This window comes from Kocuria sp. 2SI, from assembly GCF_005502825.1.
Classification (GTDB): domain Bacteria; phylum Actinomycetota; class Actinomycetes; order Actinomycetales; family Micrococcaceae; genus Kocuria; species Kocuria palustris.
Window position 1 is genome coordinate 12,854 of record NZ_SCNB01000012.1, and the last position, 20,945, is coordinate 33,798.

A 20,945-nucleotide genomic window follows, 5' to 3' on the forward strand; every position below is an offset into this window, starting at 1 on the left:
CCCGCGCCCAGCGCACATCGAGACCCGAACCTGAACGAGAACCCCAAGGAGAGACCATGCAGCTGAAGGACACCGTCGCCCTCGTCACCGGAGCGGCCTCAGGACTCGGCGCGGCCACCGCGGCCGCGCTCGTCGCCCAAGGAGCCACCGTGTACGGCGTGGACCTGCAGCCCTCGATCGACAAGGCCGAGGCCCAGGACGGCGTGCACCTGATCGCCGCGGACGTCACCGACCCCGAGGCCGTGCAGGCCGCCGTGCAGGAGGCGGCAGCGGCCGGCCCGCTGCGCCTGGCCGTGAACTGTGCGGGCATCGCCCCGGGCCAGCGCATCCTCAGCAAGAAGGGCCCCCACGACATCGGGCTGTTCCAGAAGGTCGTGGAGATCAACCTGATCGGCACCTTCAGCGTCATGACAGCTGCGGCGGCCGCCATGGCCGAGCTCGAGCCGGTCGACGACGACGGCCAGCGCGGCCTGATCGTCTCCACCGCCTCCGTCGCGGCCTTCGAGGGGCAGATCGGGCAGGCCGCCTACGCGGCCTCGAAGGGCGGCGTCCACGCGCTGACGATCTCGGCGGCCCGAGACCTGGCCTCGAAGGGCATCCGTGTGTGCACGATCGCCCCGGGAATCGTCGAGACGCCCATGATGGCCGGAATCGACCCGGACTTCCGCGCCGGGCTGGAGGCCACCGTCCCGTTCCCGGCGCGCCTGGCCCGCCCGGAGGAGTACGCGCGCCTGGTGAGCATGCTCGTCGAGCACGACTACCTCAACGGCGAGACGGTGCGCATGGACGGCGCGCTGCGCATGCCGCCGCGCTGAGCACTGGGAAGTCCCCTGAGCGGATTGCGGAGGTTCGGGCGCAGCCCTAGGCTGAGAGTCCCTCCCGATCGCGGACGGGCCGTACCGCGGCCCGCGCAGATGCGGGGGAATGACAGTGCGAACGCCCCGGAAGTCCTCTTCCGGGGCGTTCGTCCTCTCTCAGGTCGGCACCCGCTGGACGGGTACTGCGGGGATTCAGCCGAACATGGTGCCGGAGAACCGCACCAGCACGGCGCCGAAGATGATCACCACGATCAGCACGGCCAGCCCGATGCTCCACAGGCCCGCGCTGGAGCGGGCGGCAGCCGAGCCCGGCAGCGCGCCGGTGCGCACGCCGCGCCCGATCGTGGACATCAGCAGGAACGGGTGCACGAGCCACACGAGCATGCAGTACAGGCACAGGGCGTTGATCTGGAAGGTGGCCTCGAACCAGAGCCAGATCAGGAAGACCTGCCCCAGCACCAGACCTGCGATCAGGCCCCACCAGAACCAGCTGCGGAAGCGGGCACCGGCCAGCACGGCGACCGCGACCACGATCACGACTGCGTAGGCGACCAGGCCGATCAGTGGGTTCGGGAATCCGAAGACCGCCGCCTGGTCGGTGCGGATCACGGTGCCGCACGAGAGCACCGCATTGATGTCGCAGGCCGTGGTGTGCAGCGGGTTCTCCAGGATCTGCAGCTTCTCCCCGACGAGCGAGATCGAGGCGTACAGCCCGGCGGCCGCAGTGATCAGGGCCAGGATCGCCCAGCCGGTCTCGCCTGCCGGGCGGGGGGAGGTTGGCTCGGAGCCGCGCGCGGCGGCGTGAGCGCGGCCCGGCTCGTCAGTGGGGGAGTCCAGAGTGTCTCGAGTGTTCACCCTCCCGATCCTACGGGCGCGCCGATGGGTGGTGAGGGTCGCGGCGATCACCCCGGGCCCGGACGTGATGTGCCTCATTCCGGGGGAGCGCTGTGTCAGAATGTGAGCGGTCCTCCTTCGGCCGCACCCGTGGGAGGGTCCGTCGACGGCTCCGACCCGGTCGGCGCGGCCGCAGCTCTCGGAAGGATCGAGCGCGTCCGCCGCCCGGACAAGATCGGCCGTGAGCAGGGTCCTACAGGGCCCGCCCCGGCGACTCGGATCCGTGACGGCCTGCGCGCCCGGCGATCAGCGCCCCCGCGCAGCGCACACACACGACTTCTTGCAGCAGCCGCGCGACCCCTCGGGGCCACGCACGGCGCTCACGACCGGGGGACCACCGGGTGCGGACGGCTGGTACCCGCAGGAGCACAGCACACATGGCATCAGAGCAGGCACAGCCCGAGTCGGACTCCTCGCCGGAGGGCGCGAACGTCCCGGCGGAGAACCCCTCCACCGATTCCGCTGACCCGTCGGCCCAGACCGAGATCGACCTGGGCGCATCGGCTCAGGACACCCCCACGGAACCCCGGGCGACCACCGCTGAGACGGCATCCGCTGAGCCGGCCTCGACGGATCCCGCCCCGTCGGCGGACGCCGGGACCGAGCAGGCCGAGGCCGGCGGCAAGAAGAGCCTGACAGACCAGACCGAGCAGACGGAGTCGGCGCAGGACGAGGAGTCCCAGCAGGAGGGCGAGCGCGTCGAGACCGAGGGCCAGGCCGCCGAGCAGGCAGATCCGGCGCAGACCGCCTTCGAGGCGCTCGAGTCCGCAGAGCACACGCAGGAGCAGGCCAGCACCACGATCCTGCGCACCGCGCCGCTGGGCGGCAGCGAGCAGACCCAGGAGGCGCAGAGCCAGCAGCAGCCGGCCCAGCAGGAGCCGCCGCAGCAGGGCAAGGACGAGGAGACCAAGGACGAGCAGCCGGCGGCGGATCCGTTCGCCGCGTTCGGCGCGGCGTCGGCCACGTCGCTGCTCTTCCACGCCCCGGCCCCGGAGGACGTCGCCGCGGCACGGGAGCGCGCCGAGCGCGAGCGCGAGGAGGCTCGTCTGCGCGAGGTGCAGGAGGAGGAGCAGGCCGAGGAGGCGGAGTACGAGGACCCGGAGCCCGGTGCGGGGGTCACGAGCCGACGTCGGCGCAGGCGCCGTCGCGGCTCGGAGGATCTGGAGCTGATCGGCGGGGACGACGGCGACCCGGAGCAGACCATCACGCGCATCCGCACCGCGCGCGTGGTCGACGGCTCCGCGCCCACCACCGTGCAGTCGGTCAAGGGCTCCACGCGCCTGGAGGCCAAGAAGCAGCGTCGTCGCGAGTCGCGTCAGACCGGGCGCCGCCGCCAGGTGATCACCGAGGCGGAGTTCCTGGCTCGTCGGGAATCGGTCGAGCGGACCATGGTGGTGCGGCAGAAGAACGACCGCATCCAGATCGGCGTGCTCGAGGACGGGATCCTCGCGGAGCACTTCGTCTCGCACACCCAGCAGGACTCGCTGATCGGCAGCGTCTACCTGGGCAAGGTCCAGAACGTGCTGCCGTCCATGGAGGCCGCCTTCGTGGACATCGGCCGCGGCCGCAACGCCGTCCTCTACGCCGGCGAGGTCGACTGGGACAAGGCGAGCCTCAACGGTGCGGCCAAGCGCATCGAGAATGCGCTGAAGCCCGGAGACCCGGTGCTCGTGCAGGCCACCAAGGACCCGGTGGGGCACAAGGGCGCGCGCCTGACCAGCCAGATCTCCCTGCCGGGGCGCTACCTCGTGTTCGTGCCCGGCGGCTCGATGACCGGCATCTCCCGCAAGCTGCCCGACGTCGAGCGCCAGCGGCTGAAGAAGATCCTCAAGGACCACCTCCCGGAGGGTGCGGGCGTCATCGTGCGCACCGCCGCCGAGGGGGCTTCGGAGGAGGAGCTGACCAACGACATCAACCGCCTGCGCACCCAGTGGGAGCAGATCCAGGAGAAGGCGGCCCAGGGCAAGACGCTTGCGCCGGAGCTGCTGTACGCCGAGCCGGATCTGACCATCAAGACCGTGCGCGACGTCTTCAACGAGGACTTCACCGCCATGCACGTCCAGGGCCAGGAGGCCTGGGACGGCATCGAGGCCTACGTGACCTACGTGGCTCCTGACCTGCTGGACCGCGTCCACCGCTGGGACGGGGACGAGGATCTCTTCGCCCACTACCGGGTGGACGATCAGATCTTCAAGGCACTGGAGCGCAAGGTCATGTTGCCCTCGGGCGGCTCCCTGGTGATCGACCGCACCGAGGCCATGACCGTCGTCGACGTCAACACGGGCAAGTTCACCGGCTCCGGCGGCAATCTCGAGGAGACCGTCACCAAGAACAACCTCGAGGCGGCCGAGGAGATCGTGCGGCAGCTGCGCCTGCGCGATATCGGCGGCATCGTGGTCATCGACTTCATCGACATGGTGCTCGAGGCCAACCGCGACCTCGTGCTGCGGCGCCTGGTCGAGTGCCTGGGTCGCGACCGCACCAAGCACCAGGTCGCCGAGGTCACCTCGCTGGGGCTCGTGCAGATGACCCGCAAGCGCATGGGCACCGGCCTGCTCGAGGTCTTCTCGGAGGACTGCGAGGCCTGCGACGGCCGCGGCGTGGTCGTCCACGATCACCCGCTCAAGGGCCGCAGCTCGGGCTCCTCGGACAACCGGCAGGGTCGCAACGACCGCAAGCGCAGCCGTCGTCTCCCGGGCGCTCAGGACGAGCAGCGTCCGCGCGCCGAGGATCCGGAGCAGGCCAAGCGCGCACAGGCCACCCGAAGCGCCCTGGCCGCGATCGCCTCGGCCAGCGGCCACGACACCGATTCCTCCGCCTCGGCAGGAGAGCGGACGGAGGCAGCCTCTGCGAGCGAGTCCGCCGGGGACCAGGAGTCCCAGGGCCAGCGCACGCAGGAGTCCCAGGACTCCCGCGAGAGCGGCAAGCGTCGTCGCAAGCGCCGCGGCAAGCGCTCGCGCGGCCGCGGTCAGGACGGCCAGGCCCCGCAGGACCAGAACGATCAGGACCGCAGCGACCAGGCCCAGAGCGACCGGCAGGACTCCCCGCAGGCCGATCCGGGGCAGGGCCAGGACACGGGCGCCCAGGCAGAGCGGGGCCGCGGTGAGTCGGACGGCCGCTCCGGGCAGCGCCGGCAGCGCGGTGAGCGATCCTCCGGCCGTGGCGGCCGCGGCCGGTCCGAGGCGCAGTCCGGGGCCCGCTCCGAGGACGAGACCCGCTCCCTGATCGAGGCGCGCATCCGTGCGGCCTCCGGCGAGGCTCCCGAGGCGAGCGCCCCGCGCGAGGACGCGGCGGATCAGTCGGCCCCGGAGAAGGAGGCCGACGGCGAGTCCACGCCGCGAGAGGCATCGGAGCCGAAGCGCCGGGACGCCGCTCAGGGCCCCCAGGGACGACGTGAGCGGCGATCGCGCACGGCGCGAGCCGAGTCGCAGGAGGCGGCCCAGGGTGCTTCCCAGGGCGAGCAGGCGGCTGCCGCTCAGCAGAAGCGTCGCAGCCGCACCGCGGCCGCTGCCCAGGCGGCGCCGGAGCCGGTCCAGGCCCCGGCCGCACCGACGGCCCCGGCCGCTCAGGGCACGGCGACGGTGCGCGATGCGGACGCGGAGCAGGCCGCCCCGGTGCGCCAGCGGGCCCGTCGCTCGCGCCGTGCCGCAGCCCCGGCGGGCACGCCCGAGGTCCCGCAGTCGGCTCCCGCGGCTCCGGGCGCCGCGGCGACCGTGACCGCAGGCACCGCCTCGGTGGTCGCCCAGACCGACGGAGCCTCGCAGGTGACGATCAACGGCGAGGTCATCGAGCTGCCGCAGGGCCACAGCGCCGCCGAGGCGCTGGGCGCCGGCGGCTCGACCGGCTCGCAGCTCGAGTCGCTGGCCAGCACCATGGGCGAGCGCGAGCCCGGTGCCGCCGGACCGCGTCGCCGCCCGCGCCGCTCGCGGCGCGCCAGCGCGCCCGAGGCCGCTCCTCAGACGGGCGCGGAGCAGTCCTCGCCGCAGGACGGTCACGGGCGCACCTGAGCGCAGGGCCGCACCGGCGAGCAGCCGGCCCCGCTGAGCCGCGTGCATGACGGCCGCCTCCCCGAGCGGGGAGGCGGCCGTCATCGTCTCCCAACAGAGCAGCCGGATCACGTGTAGACTGAGCAGGCACGACACGGGGTGCCGCCCGAGCAGGCGGCTGAGAGCACACCCGTCGAACCTGAACTAGTTCGCACTAGCGGAGGGATTGTCGCCTTGATGCACAGTCACACCCAGAGTCCATCGCAGTCCGCCCACCAGCCCGTCTCGGAGCGGATGGCCCGGCTGCTCGAGCAGCTGCGCAGCACTCGCCCCCTGGTGCAGTGCCTGACCAACACGGTGGTCTCCAACTTCACCGCCAACGCCCTGCTGGCCCTCGGCGCTGCTCCGGCCATGACGGACATCCAGGGGGAGGCAGGGCCGTTCGCCGAGGTCGCCGACGGCATGCTGATCAACCTGGGCACCCCGGATCCCGAGCAGCGCGGCGCCATGCGCGAGGCCGCTGCCGCGCGACAGGCCTCAGGCCGCCCCTGGGTGCTGGACCCGGTGGCGATCGGCTCGCTGCCGATCCGCACTGCCCTTGCCGCCGAGCTGCTCGAGTCCCGTCCGGCGGTGATCCGCGGCAACCCCTCGGAGGTCCTGGCTCTGACCGGAGGGGCCGGGGGCCGCGGCGTCGACACGACGGATGTCCCGGAGGCCGCGGTGCAGGCCGCTCGGCAGCTCGTGTCGACCGGTTGCGCCGATGCCGTGGCCATCTCCGGGCCCGTCGATCTGATCGTCTCCGCGTCGGGGACGCTGCGAGTGCCGCACGGTCACGGGCTGCTGACCCAGGTGGTGGGCGGAGGGTGCGCCCTGGGCTCCGTGATCGCGGCCTTCGCTGCCGTCGCGCAGGACCCCGCCGAGGCCGCTGCGGCCGGGAGCCTGGTCTGGGGGCTGGCGGCCGAGGACGCCGCCGATCGCTGCCAGGGCCCGGGGTCCTTCGCCGTGCATCTGCTCGACGCCCTGGCCGGGCTGCGCCCCGAGGACGTCGCCGAGCGCTGCCGTGTCGAGGCAGCCGATGCCTCGAACGCCGCGGACGGTGCCGCCGCCGGGGCGGGTCGGGCCGAGGAGGCCGGGCGATGAGCCCCCGATTCGACCCCGCCGCACTGTCGCTCTACCACGTCACCGACCCCCAGCTCAGCCGGACTCGCAGCGTCCCCGAGGTCGCGCGGCTGGCTGTCGAGGGCGGGGCGAGCATGATCCAGGTCCGGGCCAAGGATGCCTCCGGACGCGAGCTGCTCGAGCTGCTCGAGGCCGTCGTGTCGGCCGTAGACGGCGCGGCCCCGGTGGTCGTGGACGATCGCGTGGAGTGCCACCTGGCCGCACGCGCCCGGGGGGTCGCATGCGACGGCGTCCACATCGGCCAGTCGGATCTGCCCCCGGAGGACGCCCGGCGCCTGTGCGGACCGGAGGCGATCATCGGGCTCTCTGCGGCCTCGCAGGACGAGATCGCAGCTGCCGCGGCACTGCCCGCGGGCACGGTGGACTACCTGGGCATCGGGGCGGTGCGGGCCACGGAGACCAAGCCCGACGCCCCGCAGCCGCTGGGCATCGACGGCTTCGCCCGGGCGCGAGCTCTGAGCCCGCTGCCTGCTGTGGCCATCGGCGGGATCCGGCCGGAGGACGTCGCGGGGCTGATGGCCGCCGGGGCCGACGGCGTGGCCGTGGTCTCCGGGATCTGCGCGGCCCCCGATCCGCGCCTGGCGGCGCAGACCTACCGACGGGAGATCCAGCGATGAGCTCGACGACCTGGAGCACGACCAGCACGCGCGCCGTCCCGCGCGTCCTGTCGATCGCCGGCACCGATCCGACCGGCGGCGCCGGTCTGCATGCGGATCTGAAGACCATCAGCGTACTGGGCGGCTACGGCATGGGTGCGGTCACCGCTGTCATCGCGCAGAACACCTGCGGTGTGCGCTCAATCCACACGCCGCCGCCGGAGGTGCTGAGGGATCAGCTGCTGGCCGTCTCCGACGACGTCGTCGTGGATGCCGTGAAGATCGGCATGCTGGGCAGCGCCGGTGCGGTCGAGGTCGTGGGGCAGTGGCTGCAGGAGCAGAAGCCGCCGCTGTGCGTCATCGATCCCGTCATGGTCGCCACCGCCGGTGGGACGCTGCTGGAGTCCGATGCGCTCGGCGCCGTCCTGGAGCTGCTGGGCTCCGCCGACCTGGTGACGCCGAACCTCACGGAGCTCGCCTCCCTGCTGGACCGGGCGCCGGCGCAGGACTGGCCCGAGGCCCTCGAGCAGGGACGGCGCCTTGCAGATCAGCTCGGCGTGGCCGTGCTCGTCAAGGGCGGGCACCTGCCGGGGGAGCGAACCCCTGATGCGATGGTCGCGCCCGGGCAGGCGGAGCCGATGGCGCGGTGGGACGCAGCGCGGATCGACACGAGCTGCACCCACGGCGCGGGCTGCTCCCTCTCGAGCGCGATCGCCGTGCTGGCGGCGCGCTCGGGGCGTCTCCCGGAGTCCGTGGAGGCGGCGCGGGCCTGGCTGCGCGGGGCGCTCGCCCATGCCGAGGAGCTCGAGGTGGGGCAGGGCAACGGCCCGGTGCACCACGGGCACCACCTGGGCCCGGCCCTGCGCGGGCTTCTCGGGACGTGATCCGCACGACGACTCGCGGGGGCCGAATGTCCTTGTCCGCGGCGGTGACGATGGAGTAGTCTCCTTGCTCAGTGTCATGCCGCATGACCCCTTGCGACACCGTCCATGTCGTGAGCGCGGGACTTCGGAAGGCACACCCGGGTGTAGCTCCTGACCGCTGAGAAGCCGCGTCGGCCGTACTGTCTCCATCCCACTGGCAGGCCGACGCCACGGTGATCTCGGCGTCGTCAGTCAGGCAGGAGCGTCTGCGCCCCCAGACAGTGATTTCTACTCGAGAGAAGTGAGTTCCCCGTGGTTTACGCGATTGTCCGCGCAGGCGGCCGCCAGGAGAAGGTTGCCGTCGGCGACCTCGTGACCCTCGACCGTGTCGCCGGTGAGGCCGGCAGCACCTTCGAGCTCCCCGCGCTTCTGCTCGTCGACGGCGACAAGGTGACCTCCGAGGCCGAGAAGCTCTCGGGCGTCAAGGTCACGGCCGAGGTCGTCGAGAACCTCCGCGGCCCCAAGATCCGCATCATGAAGTACAAGAACAAGACCGGCTACAAGAAGCGCCAGGGTCACCGTTCGGAGCTGACCACCGTGAAGGTCACCGACATCAAGGCCTGACCCCACCCGGTCACCCTCTCCACACTCCATGGGTCCGCCCGAGCCTTCAGCGGCTCGAACCGGACCGACTAGCGAAAGCAGGCAGCAGCCATGGCACATAAGAAGGGCGCAAGCTCCACCCGCAACGGCCGCGACTCCAACGCCCAGTACCTGGGCGTCAAGCGCTTCGGCGGCGAGTCCGTCAACGCCGGCTCGATCATCGTGCGTCAGCGCGGCACCCACTTCCACCCCGGTGAGAACGTGGGCCGCGGCAAGGACGACACCCTGTTCGCCCTGGCCACCGGCGAGGTGGCCTTCGGGACCAAGCGCGGCCGCAAGGTCGTCAACGTCCTCGCAGCGGCTGAGTGACCCGGCGACCGCTGCAGCGACCCTGAGGGGGCGCTGCAGCGGTCGCTCGACGCGGGATCGTCCGCGTCACGCTCACCATGACGAGTCAGAGGGTGGGTGCCACGTGCGCCCGCCCTCTCTTCCGTTTCAGGACCCCGCCGGCTGAACGCCTGGCGGAACGCACATTTCGGCGCCCTCAGGCGCCGATCAGCTGCCGGCGCGGGACGCCCGGCAAGGAAGGGAGACCATGGCCGAGTTCGTCGACCGAGTGGTGCTCCACGCAGCGGGCGGCAACGGCGGCCACGGCTGCGTGTCCGTCAGGCGCGAGAAGTTCAAGCCGCTGGGCGGACCGGACGGCGGCCACGGCGGCGACGGCGGCTCCGTGATCCTGCGGGTCGACGGCCAGTCCACCACGCTGCTGCCGTATCACCGTTCTCCGCACCGCTCGGCGCCCAACGGCGGCCCGGGCATGGGCGATGACCGCAACGGGTTCAAGGGCGAGGACCTGATCCTCTCGGTCCCGGACGGCACTGTCGTGAAGGACCGCGACGGTGAGGTCCTGGCGGATCTGGTCGGCGTCGGCTCCGAGTTCGTGGCCGCCGCCGGCGGTCAGGGCGGGCTCGGCAACGCGGCCCTGGCCTCTCCCAAGCGCAAGGCCCCCGGCTTCGCACTGCTGGGCCTTCCCGGCGACGCCCGGGACATCGTGCTCGAGGTCAAGTCCCTGGCGGACATCGCGCTGGTGGGCTACCCGTCGGCCGGAAAGTCCTCGCTGATCGCGGCCATGTCCAAGGCGCGGCCCAAGATCGCCGACTACCCGTTCACGACCCTGGTCCCCAACCTGGGCGTGGTCGAGGCCGGGCAGTACCGCTACACCGTCGCCGACGTCCCCGGCCTGATCCCCGGCGCGTCCGAGGGCAAGGGCCTGGGCCTCGAGTTCCTGCGCCACGTGGAGCGCTGCGCCGCCCTGGTGCACGTCATCGACTGCGCCACCCTCGAGCCCAACCGCGACCCGATCTCCGATCTGGAGGCTCTCGAGGCCGAGCTGGCCGCCTACGCGATCGACGGCAAGCTCGACGGCGGCCGCTCCATCCCGCTGCTGGAGCGACCCCGCCTGGTGGTGCTCAACAAGATCGATGTCCCCGATGCCCGCGAGCTGGCCGAATTCGTGCGCCCGGACCTTGAGGAGCGCGGCTACCGCGTCTTCGAGGTCTCCACGGCCTCGCACGAGGGGATGAGCCTGCTGGGCTACGCCATGGGCGAGCTCGTCGAGCAGGGCCGCGAGGCCGAGGCTCCGGAGGAGACCGCACCGGCCGTGCTGCGGCCCGAGCCGCTGCGCACCCGTCGCGGCGGGAAGGTCGGGGTCCCCGACTTCACGATCACGCGCGAGGAGCGCGGCCTCGAGCCGCTGTGGCACGTGCGCGGCGAGAAGCCCGAGAAGTGGGTCCTGCAGACCGACTTCAACAACGAGGAGGCGGTGGGCTACCTGGCCGACCGCTTCGCCAAGCTCGGCATCGAGGACGAGCTGTTCCGCCAGAAGGCCCGACCCGGCGACGCCGTGCTGATCGGTCCCGAGGAGGACGGCGTGGTCTTCGACTGGGAGCCCACCATGGTCGGCGGCGCCGAGCTGCTCGCGGCACCGCGCGGCACGGATCCGCGACTGCAGGACACCACGGGCCGTCCCACGCGCGAGCAGAAGCGCCGGGAGTTCTACGATCGGATGGACGCCAAGACCGCCGCGCGCGACGAGCTCGAATCGGAGCGCCTGGCCGGCGTGTGGACCGAATCCGTCGACGAGAAGCGCCGAGCCCGTCAGCAGGGCGGCAGCCAGGGCCAGGACACCACCGAGGACTGAGCCCGGCCCTGCCGCAGCGCGGCACGACAGCAGCACCCAAGCGACACGCACGATCCCCCTGACCTCTTCAGACCTGCCCCGCAGCGGGGCACAGGAAGGACACGGACAAGCATGGCGAAGGTCTTGCACAAGAACGACATCGACCGCATGGGCGGGGAGGCGGAGAAGTCCGTCGAGCAGATCAGCTCCGAGAACCGGGGGAAGAACCGGGTCTCGCCGATCACGAGCCCGTCGCAGATCCCCAGGGCCCAGCGGATCGTCGTGAAGGTCGGCTCGTCGTCGCTGACCAGCATCCAGAACTCGATCGACGAGGCCGCGATCCAGCGCATCGTCGCCGCGCTGGGCCAGCAGAAGAAGCGCGGCAAGGAGATCGTCTACGTCTCCTCCGGCGCGATCTCGGCCGGTCTGTCGCCGTTGGGCTTCGACAAGCGCCCCAAGGAGCTGGCCGCCCAGCAGGCCGCCGCATCCGTGGGCCAGGGCCTGCTGATCGGCCGGTACATCGACTCGCTGGCCCGCTACGACGTCCAGGTGGGCCAGGTCCTGGTCACCGCCGAGGACCTCATGAAGCGGCATCACTACCAGAACACGCACCGCCAGATCGAGCGGCTTCTGGACCTGGGCGTGCTGCCGATCATCAACGAGAACGACGCCGTGGCCACCCAGGAGATCAAGTTCGGCGACAACGACCGCATCGCGGCGCTGACCGCGAACCTGGTCAAGGCCGACGTCCTGCTGCTGCTCTCGGACGTGGACGCGCTGTACACCAGGCACCCGGATGAGGGCGGTGAGCGCATCCCGGTCGTCGAGGATCCGCTCAAGGACCTCGAGGGCGTCGAGATCGGCACCGTGGGCCGGGCGGGCGTGGGCTCCGGCGGCATGGTGACCAAGGTCCAGGCCGCCCGCATCGCCGCGGCCGGCGGCGTGCCCGCGCTGGTGACCTCCACCGCGAACATCGAGCGCGCCCTGGCCGGCGAGGACGTCGGCACCTGGTTCCTGCCCACCGGCGGACGACGCAACACCCGCCTGCTGTGGCTGGCGCACCTGGCCGACATCAAGGGCTCGCTCGTGCTCGACGACGGCGCCGTCAAGGCCATCGGCAAGCGCAAGTCGCTGCTGCCGGCCGGCGTGACCGAGGTCCGCGGCCGCTTCGCGGCAGGTGAGCCGGTCTCGCTGGTCAACGCCGAAGGCGAGGAGGTCGCCCACGGGCTGTCCAACTACGACTCCGAGGACATCCCGGACATGCTGGGCCGCACGACCCGGGAGATCGGGGAGGACCTGGGCTCGCGCTTCGAGCGCGAGCTGGTTCACGTGGACAACCTCGTGACCATCCGCCCGCGCTCGGCCAAGACCAAGGTGCGCCGCCGCGCCAGGACCCAGTCCATGCCCAAGGTGAAGGCCAAGGACGGCGCAGGCGCGAAGTCCAAGGCCAAGACCAAGGACAAGGACAAGGCCGAGGGGAAGTCCAGGGCGAAGGCCAAGGACGGCGCCGCCGCGAGGTCCGCCTCCCGCAAGCGCAGCACCTCCGACGCCGCGGACAAGCCCCGCAAGCGCAGGAGCGAGTGATCCGGCGGCCTGGCCCGGCGCGGAACAATGCGCCGGGCAGGTTCGCTGTGCTGAGCAGGAAGACCACCGGAGCAGGATGATTCACGACCCCGCCGCGACGGCGGAGGAGGAGCACACCCTGATGAGCGAGAACACCACGAACGACACCGCCTCGACCGATGCCTCGGTCCGCCTGACCCACGAGACCTTCGGCGAGGACCCCCAGGTGGCCGTCGGGCTCATGGCCGATGACGCCAAGGTGGCAGCCCGCACGCTGGCCACGGCCACCCGCTCGCGCAAGGACGCCGCGCTGCTGCACATCGCGGAGGCCATCGAGAAGTCCTTCGAGCGCATCATCGAGGCCAACAGACGCGATATCGACCGCGGTCGCGAGAACGGGACCTCCTCGGCCCTGCTGGACCGGCTGGAGCTGGATGAGGACCGCATCAAGGGCCTCGCGGACTCGCTGCGCGAGCTGGCCGCGCTTCCGGATCCCGTCGGCACCATGGTGCGCGGCGAGACCCTGGCCAACGGACTGCGCATGCGCCAGGTGCGCGTGCCCATGGGCGTCGTCGGCGCGATCTACGAGGCGCGCCCGAACGTGACGGTCGACATCGCCGGCATCGCCCTGAAGTCGGGCAACGCCGTCCTGCTGCGCGGCGGCTCCGCTGCCGCCGAGTCCAACCGCGTGCTCGTCGGGCTGATCCGCGACGCCCTGGCGGACAAGCGGCTGCCCGTGGACATCGTGCAGACCGTCGACGACTATGGCCGCGACGGAGCCACGGCGCTGATGTCGGCGCGCGGCAAGGTCGACGTGCTCATCCCGCGCGGCGGTCGCGGGCTCATCCAGTCCGTCGTCCAGAACGCCACGGTTCCGGTCATCGAGACCGGCGAGGGCAACGTGCACGTCTTCATCGACGCCTCGGCCTCCGAGAAGATGGCCGTCGAGGTCGCCGTGAACGCCAAGACGCATCGCACCTCCACCTGCAACACCGCCGAGACGCTGCTGCTGCACAAGGACTCCACCGCCGGTGCCGCCGTGCTCGAGGCGCTGATCAAGGCCGGAGTGACGCTGCACGTCGACGAGCGCGCCGCGCAGCTGCTGCCCTCCGGCTCGGATCAGCCGGCGGCCACGGAGGAGGACTGGGAGACCGAGTACCTCGACATGCACATGGCCGTGAAGGTCGTGGACTCCCTGGACGAGGCGCTCGAGCACATCGAGAAGTACACGACCCGCCACACCGAGGCGATCGTGACGAACGATCTGGCCGCTTCCGAGAAGTTCATCGCCTCGATCGACGCCGCAGCCGTGATGGTCAACGCCTCCACGCGCTTCACCGACGGCGGCCAGCTCGGCCTGGGCGCGGAGATCGGGATCTCCACGCAGAAGATGCACGCCCGCGGGCCCATGGGCCTCGAGGAGCTGACCACGACCAAGTGGATCGTGCAGGGCGACGGCCACATCCGTCCCTGAAGCAGGAGACGACCCGCACCGGCCAGACGTGTGCTGGGCGCGAGCTGAGCCGAAGCCGCGAACGGGGCTCCTGGACCGCTACCATGGTGGGGACCAGGAGCCCCGCGCGCGTGCGGGGAGACAGAAGGGAAGACCATGCAGCAGACCTCAGTGCTGATCCAGGCTGCCGAGGGCGGCCACCACATCGTCAACGAGCTGCCGGTGGACGGGCCGTGGTTCGGCATCGTGGCCTTCATCGTGTTCATGCTGCTGCTGATCACCACCCTGACCTTCGGGCCCCGCAGTCAGTCGCCGGATGACACCGACCACCACGTGGATCCGGCCCAGCTGCCGGCTGACGAGGCCGCCATGCTGGCCAGCTACTCGACCAAGCGCGGGCACTGAGCGCAGCAGGACATCCCGGACACCCCGTGTCGGAGACCTCCGAGCTGAGCATCGTGGCGGAGCGGCAGGCGCAGGTTCCAGCGCGCGCTCGGGCCCCGCAGGGGATCCAGGTGCCGCCGCGGCGCCCCGGGCGCACCAGGCTCGGCGTCATGGGCGGCACGTTCGACCCCATCCACCACGGGCACCTGGTCGCCGCCTCCGAGGTGGCCGCAGTGTTCGATCTGGATGAGGTCGTGTTCGTGCCGACCGGTCAGCCCTGGCAGAAGTCCGGCTCCGAGGTCTCGGACGCCGAGCATCGCTACCTGATGACCGTGGTCGCCACGGCGGCCAATCCGCGCTTCAGCGTCTCGCGCGTGGACATCGACCGCCACGGGCCCACGTACACCGTGGACACCCTGCGGGACCTGCATGAGCTGCGCCCGGATTCGGACCTGTTCTTCATCACCGGCGCGGATGTCCTCAGCGAGATCCTCTCCTGGCACGGGGCGGAGGACATCTGGGACCTGGCGCACTTCGTCGGCGTCACGAGGCCTGGCCATGAGCTCAGCGTCCCCGAGGGCGCCGGCGATGTCTTCCTGCTGGAGGTCCCCGCCATGGCGATCTCGTCCACGGACTGCCGCGCCAGGGTGCGCAGCGGTCAGCCCGTCTGGTATCTGGTGCCGGACGGCGTGGTCCAGTACATCGGCAAGTACGGTCTCTACCGTCCCGGTGACGACCACCGCTGGCCCGCCGATACCCTCGGCACCGCCTGAAGACCCCCCCCACGCACACATTCATCCCGCCGCCCGCTCATACGGGCGAGCAGATTCGAGGCACCGATGAGCGACGGCCGGTTCGCACAGGACAGCGACGCTGCACCGGATGACGTCACCATCCCGGATCCCACCGACCCTGATCAGCAGGGCCTGAACCCGCCGGCGCCGATCATCGACCTGGACGGCGACATCGCCGTGGGCCCGAGCCGCCCGCTGGGCCCGCGGCGCCTGGCGCTGCTGCGCGAGCAGATGGCCGAGCACCAGCAGGAGATCGAGCGCTCCGGCACGGAGGACCCGGCGCACGTGGATCCCGTGCTGGCGCAGAAGCAGCGGCGCATGGCCGAGCTCGCCTCCCGTGCTGCGATCTCCTCCGAGGAGGACCGCCGGCTCGCCGACGAGGCGATCGCCCAGACGCAGAGCATCCAGCCCATCACGGACGAGTACCTGGCCTCCCTCGACGAGCAGGAAGCCCGCGAGACCCAGCCCGGGACGTCCTCTCTCGAGGAGGCGCCCGAAGAGGTCTCGGAGCAGGTCGAGCAGCCGGACCGGGCCTCTGATGAGGCTTCGAGCGACCCCGTGATCCAGGCGACGCCGTGGAGCGAGCCCGTTCCGGTCGTGCCGGCATCTGAGCCCGCCGAAGAGCCGGCGCGCGATGACCTCGAGGAGTCGTCGGAGACTGCTCAGCCGAGCGACTCCGCCGAGGCGGTCGAGGAGCACGTGTCCTCCCTGGAGTCCTCGGAGGGCGCGGATGCGAACGCGTCCGAGCAGAGCTCGCCGCTGGAGGCAGCGGGGGCTGCCGGTGCCGCTGCGAGCGATGACGAGCAGGCTCCGTCGGAGCCCGTGCGCGCCGTCAATGCCCAGGGCCTGCAGCTGATGGACCCCAAGGACTACCGCACGCCGTCGGACTGGCGCACGCCCGTCCTGACGATCGCGGCGATCCTGGTCCTGGCGCTGCTCGCGGTCCTGATCATCTTCTTCATCCTCTGAACCTGAGACACACCACCATCCATCGCCGCTGGCGATCGAGAGGAAGCACTGCATGAGCATTCCCGAGACCTCCCTGGAGTACCTCCGCACGGCGGCGCGCGCCGCCGATGACAAGAAGGCCGAGAACATCGTGGCCATCGACGTGAGCGAGGCGCTGGCCATCGTCGATTCGTTCCTGATCGCCTCGGCTCCCAATGAGCGCCAGGTGGCCTCGATCGTCGATGCGATCGAGGAGGAGCTGCAGGAGAAGCACGATCTGAAGCCCATCCGCCGCGAGGGCCGCGCCGAGGGTCGCTGGGTGCTGCTGGACTTCGGCGACGTCGTCGTGCACGTCCAGCACGACGAGGAGCGGGCGTTCTACGCGCTCGAGCGCCTGTGGGGCGATGCTCCCGCCATCGACCTGGGCCTGGCCGAGGCCGCGGCGGAGCCGTCGGCAGGCTGATCCGGCAGGGGAGCGGCGGCCGATTTGCGCGGCCGCCGAGCGTTCCCTAATATTTAATGCGTTGCCGAACGGGAGACGAACCCAGCGGGAACGGGCAGGAACTCTCGATGAGAGATTCAGTCCGAGAACGTGGTAGAGTTTCCGGGTCGGAAACGGCAAGGGGCTGTGGCGCAGCTGGTAGCGCATCTGCATGGCATGCAGAGGGTCAGGGGTTCGAGTCCCCTCAGCTCCACATAATCGGAATCGTTCGAACCCTGTCCCGCGTGATCGCGGGGCAGGGTTCGCTCGTTGTGGGGGCTGGGATCGCTGGCGAGGATCGTGGCGATGGCCTGCTTGGGTGTGATGGTCGCGCTGTCGTCGTCTTCGAGGGTGATGCGGTCGAACAGTGCCTGGTTGAGCATCCGTCGTTCGGCTGGTTCGGCCTTGGCGTAGAGAGGTCTCCAAGGTCGGTAAGGGTGGACAGGATCGTGTCGAGGCGACCTTGGCTTTGTCGTAGGTTGTGGGACCGCCGCACGATCAGGTGACAGTTTGACCTGCCCATGCGGCAGTCCCTTTGGCGCATCATCAGTTGTCGACATGAGGCCGCGCTCGCCAGCGGGGCCTCCTCCGTTGTAGGCCACGGACAGAGTCCTCTCGCTGGCTGCGCGCCGCTCGTCGGCACGGTAGTCTGCCCGATAGATTGACCTGGGTGGAGGACGCACAGACCCGCGAAAGTGAGGTGCACCATGGCCGGTCTCGGACAGCACATCACCGCGATGGTGCGCAGCCACGCGTCCGGTGACGACGCCAGCTTCTACTCAGTAGCGCTCCAGGTTGCTGCCCGTGAGGCCAAGGCAGGCCATCACGTCCTCGCCAACGACATCAAGAAGGCCGTCGACGCGTCCCGCGAAGGCGAGACGGCCGGTAAGATCACAACACTTGCCCAACCGCGCGGCGAGCTTGCCGAACTCGTCGAAGCGACGCACCCCGACGTCCGTCTTCGCGAGCTTGTCGCGCCCGTTGAACTTACCGATCAGATCAAGCAGGTACTAGCCGAGCAACGCCAGCGAAAGAACCTTCTCGAACATGGCTTTGCTCCCGCACACCGGCTTCTACTGGAAGGCCCACCCGGAACTGGGAAGACCATGACCGCATCGGTCCTTGCAACCGAGCTTGCGGTACCGATGTTCACGATCAGGCTCGACAGCCTGTTGAGCAAGTTCATGGGTGAAACGGCCAGCAAACTCCGGCTTGTCTTCGATTCGGTCGCTCAACGTCGCGCGGTGTACCTTTTCGATGAGTTTGACGCACTTGGTGCTGATCGCGCCGGTAACGATGTCGGCGAAGCGCGTCGAATCTTGAACTCTTTCCTCGTCTTTCTGGAGGAAGCCAGCTGTGAATCGTTGGTGCTCGCAGCAACTAATCACCGCGCAATCCTGGATAAGGCGCTCTTCCGGCGCTTCGATGCGGTGCTCACGTACACCCTGCCTGACGCGCGTCAGGCCGCCGCAGTCATCAAGGCGCGTCTTGGGACTTTGGCCCGCGGTACCAGCATGGCGAAGCTCGGCGAATACACGGCAGGGTTGAGCCACGCGGAGTTGGTGAAGGCGGCCGAGACCGCTGCCAAAACGATACTGATGCGCGGCGAGACAGAGGTTCAACGCGACGACATCATCGCGGCACTGATCTCGCGGCGAACGGCAAGTCTTGGCTGAGCGGCCGCGCGACCTCGACCATCTCTACGTTCAGGGCTACGTCGAAACAGCAGATTTTCACCGGACTGGTGGCGGACGGGGTAAACCACTCCGCCAAGTTGACCGCTACAAGCATGGAACCGACCTGAAGAATGCCGCCGAGCAGGTATTCGCGGGCTTCGACGAAGCCGTAGCGGCTCTACCAACGGACGAGGAACTCCGTGCCACGGGAACCGTCATCGTCCTCGAAGGTGAGGGCGCAGCACACCCCCTCAAAGCTGACTCGCTCAACGCCTACAGCGGGGGAAAAACTCGCAAGCCAAAGTGGCTCCTGCTTTCCGTCCGCGAAGCAACGGACGACACGCCGGAAGCCGCTACCGTGTGGGTCTCCGATGCGTATCGCCCACAGTTCTTGAAGTTGTTTGAGGACTACCTCGACGACCAGAAGAACACGAAGAACGGTCGGCCGAAGAATCAGGACCTCGTAGCGAACATCTCCCGCATCCGCGATGCCGTCCTTGACGATCTCTGGACCTCGGATTCACAACCACCCCGCTCTGGACTCCACTGGTGGGAGCTTTGGCTCGACGGGACGAGCACCCATGTTGGCGACTGGGACGGTTTCGTCGCCGCCTACGGCCTCAAGGCTCGACAGGGCGAGTTCCGGCTGGGCGATCGCCTTGTCGTCTGGGTAGAAGCGACCTGGACGCAGTTGCAAGTTCTCCCGTTTACCTCAGTCCCCGTGACCGAAGTCCGAAACCCCGAGTTCATCGATTCCGTCGAAGACCTCAGTACAACCGAGCAGACTGAGTACGCGGAGGATCTTGCCGGACGAGTCTCGCCCGCGGCCGACGACGAACCAGCCGTGTGCCACCTCGACACTGGAGTTCTCCGCACCCACGCCCTCCTGGATCGCTCGTTGGCACCAGGCGACCATCACTCGATCTTCGGCGGGTCAGGAACTGACATCCACCCCCAAGGGCATGGCACTTCCATGGCCGGGCTCGCACTGTTTGGGAACCTCGAACCGCTGCTCACCGGCGGTGACCACATCACACTCCGACACCGCCTTGAATCTGTGCGGATGCGCCCTGGAGCGGGCGATCAGCAGATCGACCCACTCGACTACGGCACCGCAACGACCGAAGCTGTCTCGTACCCCGAAATTGCCAGAAGTGACCGCAACCGCACATTCTGCCTGACCCTGAGCACGGAGCCAGACAAACCGGGCGAGCCGACTCTATGGTCAGCGTCGGTGGACGCACTCGCCGTCGGTACCGACATCGTTCGTTCGGGCAATGAGCTTCAATTGCTGTCAACGCCCAACCCTGACTCGGCTCGCCTCATTGTGGTCGCAGCTGGAAATGTGCGTCAGTACGAACTCGACTACCGCACCAACTCAGAGAACTCGCCGATCCAGGACCCCGCCCAGGCATGGAACGCGCTCACGGTCGGGGCCTACACGGAACTCACGCAGGCTCCCTCCCACCCGCAGTATGCCGGCTGGGACGTGTTGGCCGGATCTGGTGACATCTCACCGCACACCACAACATCGCTCTACTTCAGCAGAACCCGCTGGCCGATCAAGCCCGACATTTGCATGGAAGGCGGCAACGTTCTCAGCAACGGAGCGGGCATGTACGAAGACCGCCTGCCTTTGCTATCGCTGCGCACTACGGGGCACCGAACTGACGCTGCCCTGACATCGGCGAACGCGACGAGCGCTGCCACAGCGCAAGCATCACGGCTCGCTGCTCTTACGATGGCTCGATATCCGTCGTATTGGCCGGAGACCGTGCGGGGACTCCTTACCCACTCTGCGGAATGGACCGACGCGATGGTCCAAAAGATCGATCAGGACCACAGCAAAACGGCGCGTCAAACACTCCTTCGTCAGTTCGGCTGGGGGGTGCCATCGGAGGAATCGGTTCTGAACTCTAGGCGCGATGCTGTCACCCTGATTGCGCAGGACAGTTTCGTACCATTCGGCGGGGACAAGTACGCGATGCGCCACTTCCGTCTCCATCCGCTCCCGTGGCCGACTGACGTTCTGCAGAGCCTCGGTGCGGCCGATGTGCGTCTCCGAGTCACGTTGTCGTACTTCATCGAGCCCTCGGCGTCCCGCCGAGGCTGGCGTAACAAGTACGCCTATGCCTCACACGGCTTGCGTTTCGACCTTCAGGGACGATCCGAGAACCAAGCAGAGTTCGTCCAGCGCGTCAATCGCGAAGCGCAGAACGAAGAAGGTGGCTCACGACCCAGCGAGTCTGACCGCTGGTTCCTCGGTGAACGCGGCCGGCACCTTGGATCGTTGCACCAGGATGAATGGACGGGAACCGGAGCAGAGTTGGCTCACTGCAATAATGTTGCCGTATATCCGGTAGGCGGATGGTGGAAGAACAATGGACGCAAAGACCGCCGTGACCTACCAGTCCGGTACGCCCTCCTGCTGTCACTCCAGACCAAGGAACAAGGCGTCGACCTCTACACGCCAATCGCCACCCAGCTCCAGATTCCGGTCATGGCAGAAATCCCCGCAACGTAGCGTG

17 protein-coding genes, 1 tRNA gene and 1 riboswitch are annotated in these 20,945 nt (G+C 69.5%); of the genes, 17 read left to right on the forward strand and 1 reads right to left on the reverse strand.

Features of this window, described 5'->3' with window-relative positions; all coding sequences use genetic code 11:
• Window positions 1–56 precede the first annotated feature (56 nt).
• A complete protein-coding gene (locus FFS25_RS08305) occupies window positions 57–815 on the forward strand; it encodes an SDR family NAD(P)-dependent oxidoreductase (RefSeq protein ID WP_006214632.1) in 759 nt (252 codons plus the stop codon).
• A gap of 195 nt (window positions 816–1,010) precedes the next feature.
• Here FFS25_RS08305 and FFS25_RS08310 read toward each other — a convergent pair whose 3' ends face one another.
• Window positions 1,011–1,673 (reverse strand): vitamin K epoxide reductase family protein, encoded by a 663-nt coding sequence (locus tag FFS25_RS08310; RefSeq protein ID WP_053447262.1) that lies wholly within the window; start codon window positions 1,671–1,673, stop codon window positions 1,011–1,013.
• A 416-nt stretch (window positions 1,674–2,089) separates the two neighbouring features.
• On the opposite strand from FFS25_RS08310, the gene FFS25_RS08315 reads away from it, so the two are divergent.
• The 16 genes from FFS25_RS08315 (at window position 2,090) to FFS25_RS08390 (ending at window position 20,941) form a co-directional block, all read left to right on the forward strand.
• Window positions 2,090–5,719: an Rne/Rng family ribonuclease gene (locus tag FFS25_RS08315; protein ID WP_137802544.1), complete on the forward strand. Its 3,630-nt coding sequence runs from the start codon at window positions 2,090–2,092 to the stop codon at window positions 5,717–5,719.
• Between the two features lie 124 nt (window positions 5,720–5,843).
• Window positions 5,844–5,942: riboswitch (TPP riboswitch) on the forward strand.
• Window positions 5,936–6,838 carry a hydroxyethylthiazole kinase gene (gene thiM, locus FFS25_RS08320; RefSeq protein ID WP_137802545.1) on the forward strand — a complete coding sequence of 301 codons (903 nt, stop codon included), beginning with the start codon at window positions 5,936–5,938 and terminating at the stop codon, window positions 6,836–6,838. It overlaps the preceding riboswitch by 7 nt.
• Window positions 6,835–7,494, forward strand: coding sequence for a thiamine phosphate synthase (thiE, locus tag FFS25_RS08325; RefSeq protein ID WP_137802546.1), 660 nt, complete (start codon window positions 6,835–6,837; stop codon window positions 7,492–7,494). The genes thiM and thiE overlap by 4 nt, the downstream gene beginning before the upstream one ends.
• Complete coding sequence (gene thiD / locus FFS25_RS08330) at window positions 7,491–8,357, forward strand: bifunctional hydroxymethylpyrimidine kinase/phosphomethylpyrimidine kinase (RefSeq protein ID WP_137802547.1); 867 nt, start codon at window positions 7,491–7,493, stop codon at window positions 8,355–8,357. The genes thiE and thiD overlap by 4 nt, the downstream gene beginning before the upstream one ends.
• Before the next feature lie 291 nt (window positions 8,358–8,648).
• Complete coding sequence (gene rplU / locus FFS25_RS08335; protein WP_137802548.1) at window positions 8,649–8,960, forward strand: 50S ribosomal protein L21; 312 nt, start codon at window positions 8,649–8,651, stop codon at window positions 8,958–8,960.
• Between the two features lie 90 nt (window positions 8,961–9,050).
• A complete protein-coding gene (gene rpmA, locus FFS25_RS08340) occupies window positions 9,051–9,308 on the forward strand; it encodes a 50S ribosomal protein L27 (protein ID WP_137802549.1) in 258 nt (85 codons plus the stop codon).
• 226 nt (window positions 9,309–9,534) lie between these two features.
• A complete protein-coding gene (gene obgE / locus FFS25_RS08345; RefSeq protein WP_137802550.1) occupies window positions 9,535–11,139 on the forward strand; it encodes a GTPase ObgE in 1,605 nt (534 codons plus the stop codon).
• Between the two features lie 111 nt (window positions 11,140–11,250).
• Window positions 11,251–12,702, forward strand: a complete 1,452-nt coding sequence (gene proB, locus FFS25_RS08350; RefSeq protein ID WP_137802551.1) for a glutamate 5-kinase — start codon at window positions 11,251–11,253, stop codon at window positions 12,700–12,702.
• Window positions 12,703–12,823: 121 nt separating this feature from the next.
• The gene (locus tag FFS25_RS08355) at window positions 12,824–14,155 is read left to right on the forward strand and encodes a glutamate-5-semialdehyde dehydrogenase (protein WP_137802552.1); all 1,332 of its coding nucleotides are present in this window, start codon (window positions 12,824–12,826) and stop codon (window positions 14,153–14,155) included.
• A gap of 135 nt (window positions 14,156–14,290) precedes the next feature.
• The gene (locus tag FFS25_RS08360; RefSeq protein ID WP_006214643.1) at window positions 14,291–14,539 is read left to right on the forward strand and encodes a hypothetical protein; all 249 of its coding nucleotides are present in this window, start codon (window positions 14,291–14,293) and stop codon (window positions 14,537–14,539) included.
• 104 nt (window positions 14,540–14,643) lie between these two features.
• Window positions 14,644–15,291, forward strand: coding sequence for a nicotinate-nucleotide adenylyltransferase (nadD, locus tag FFS25_RS08365; protein WP_283957208.1), 648 nt, complete (start codon window positions 14,644–14,646; stop codon window positions 15,289–15,291).
• Between the two features lie 66 nt (window positions 15,292–15,357).
• Window positions 15,358–16,281, forward strand: a complete 924-nt coding sequence (locus FFS25_RS08370) for a hypothetical protein (RefSeq protein ID WP_137802553.1) — start codon at window positions 15,358–15,360, stop codon at window positions 16,279–16,281.
• A 52-nt stretch (window positions 16,282–16,333) separates the two neighbouring features.
• On the forward strand, window positions 16,334–16,723 hold the full coding sequence (gene rsfS / locus FFS25_RS08375; RefSeq protein WP_137802554.1) for a ribosome silencing factor: 390 nt from the start codon (window positions 16,334–16,336) through the stop codon (window positions 16,721–16,723).
• Window positions 16,724–16,882: 159 nt separating this feature from the next.
• Window positions 16,883–16,955 (forward strand) — tRNA-Ala (locus FFS25_RS08380).
• Window positions 16,956–17,448: 493 nt separating this feature from the next.
• Window positions 17,449–18,417, forward strand: coding sequence for an AAA family ATPase (locus FFS25_RS08385; RefSeq protein ID WP_137802555.1), 969 nt, complete (start codon window positions 17,449–17,451; stop codon window positions 18,415–18,417).
• Window positions 18,410–20,941 carry a S8 family peptidase gene (locus FFS25_RS08390; RefSeq protein ID WP_137802556.1) on the forward strand — a complete coding sequence of 844 codons (2,532 nt, stop codon included), beginning with the start codon at window positions 18,410–18,412 and terminating at the stop codon, window positions 20,939–20,941. The genes FFS25_RS08385 and FFS25_RS08390 overlap by 8 nt, the downstream gene beginning before the upstream one ends.
• Window positions 20,942–20,945 lie beyond the last annotated feature (4 nt).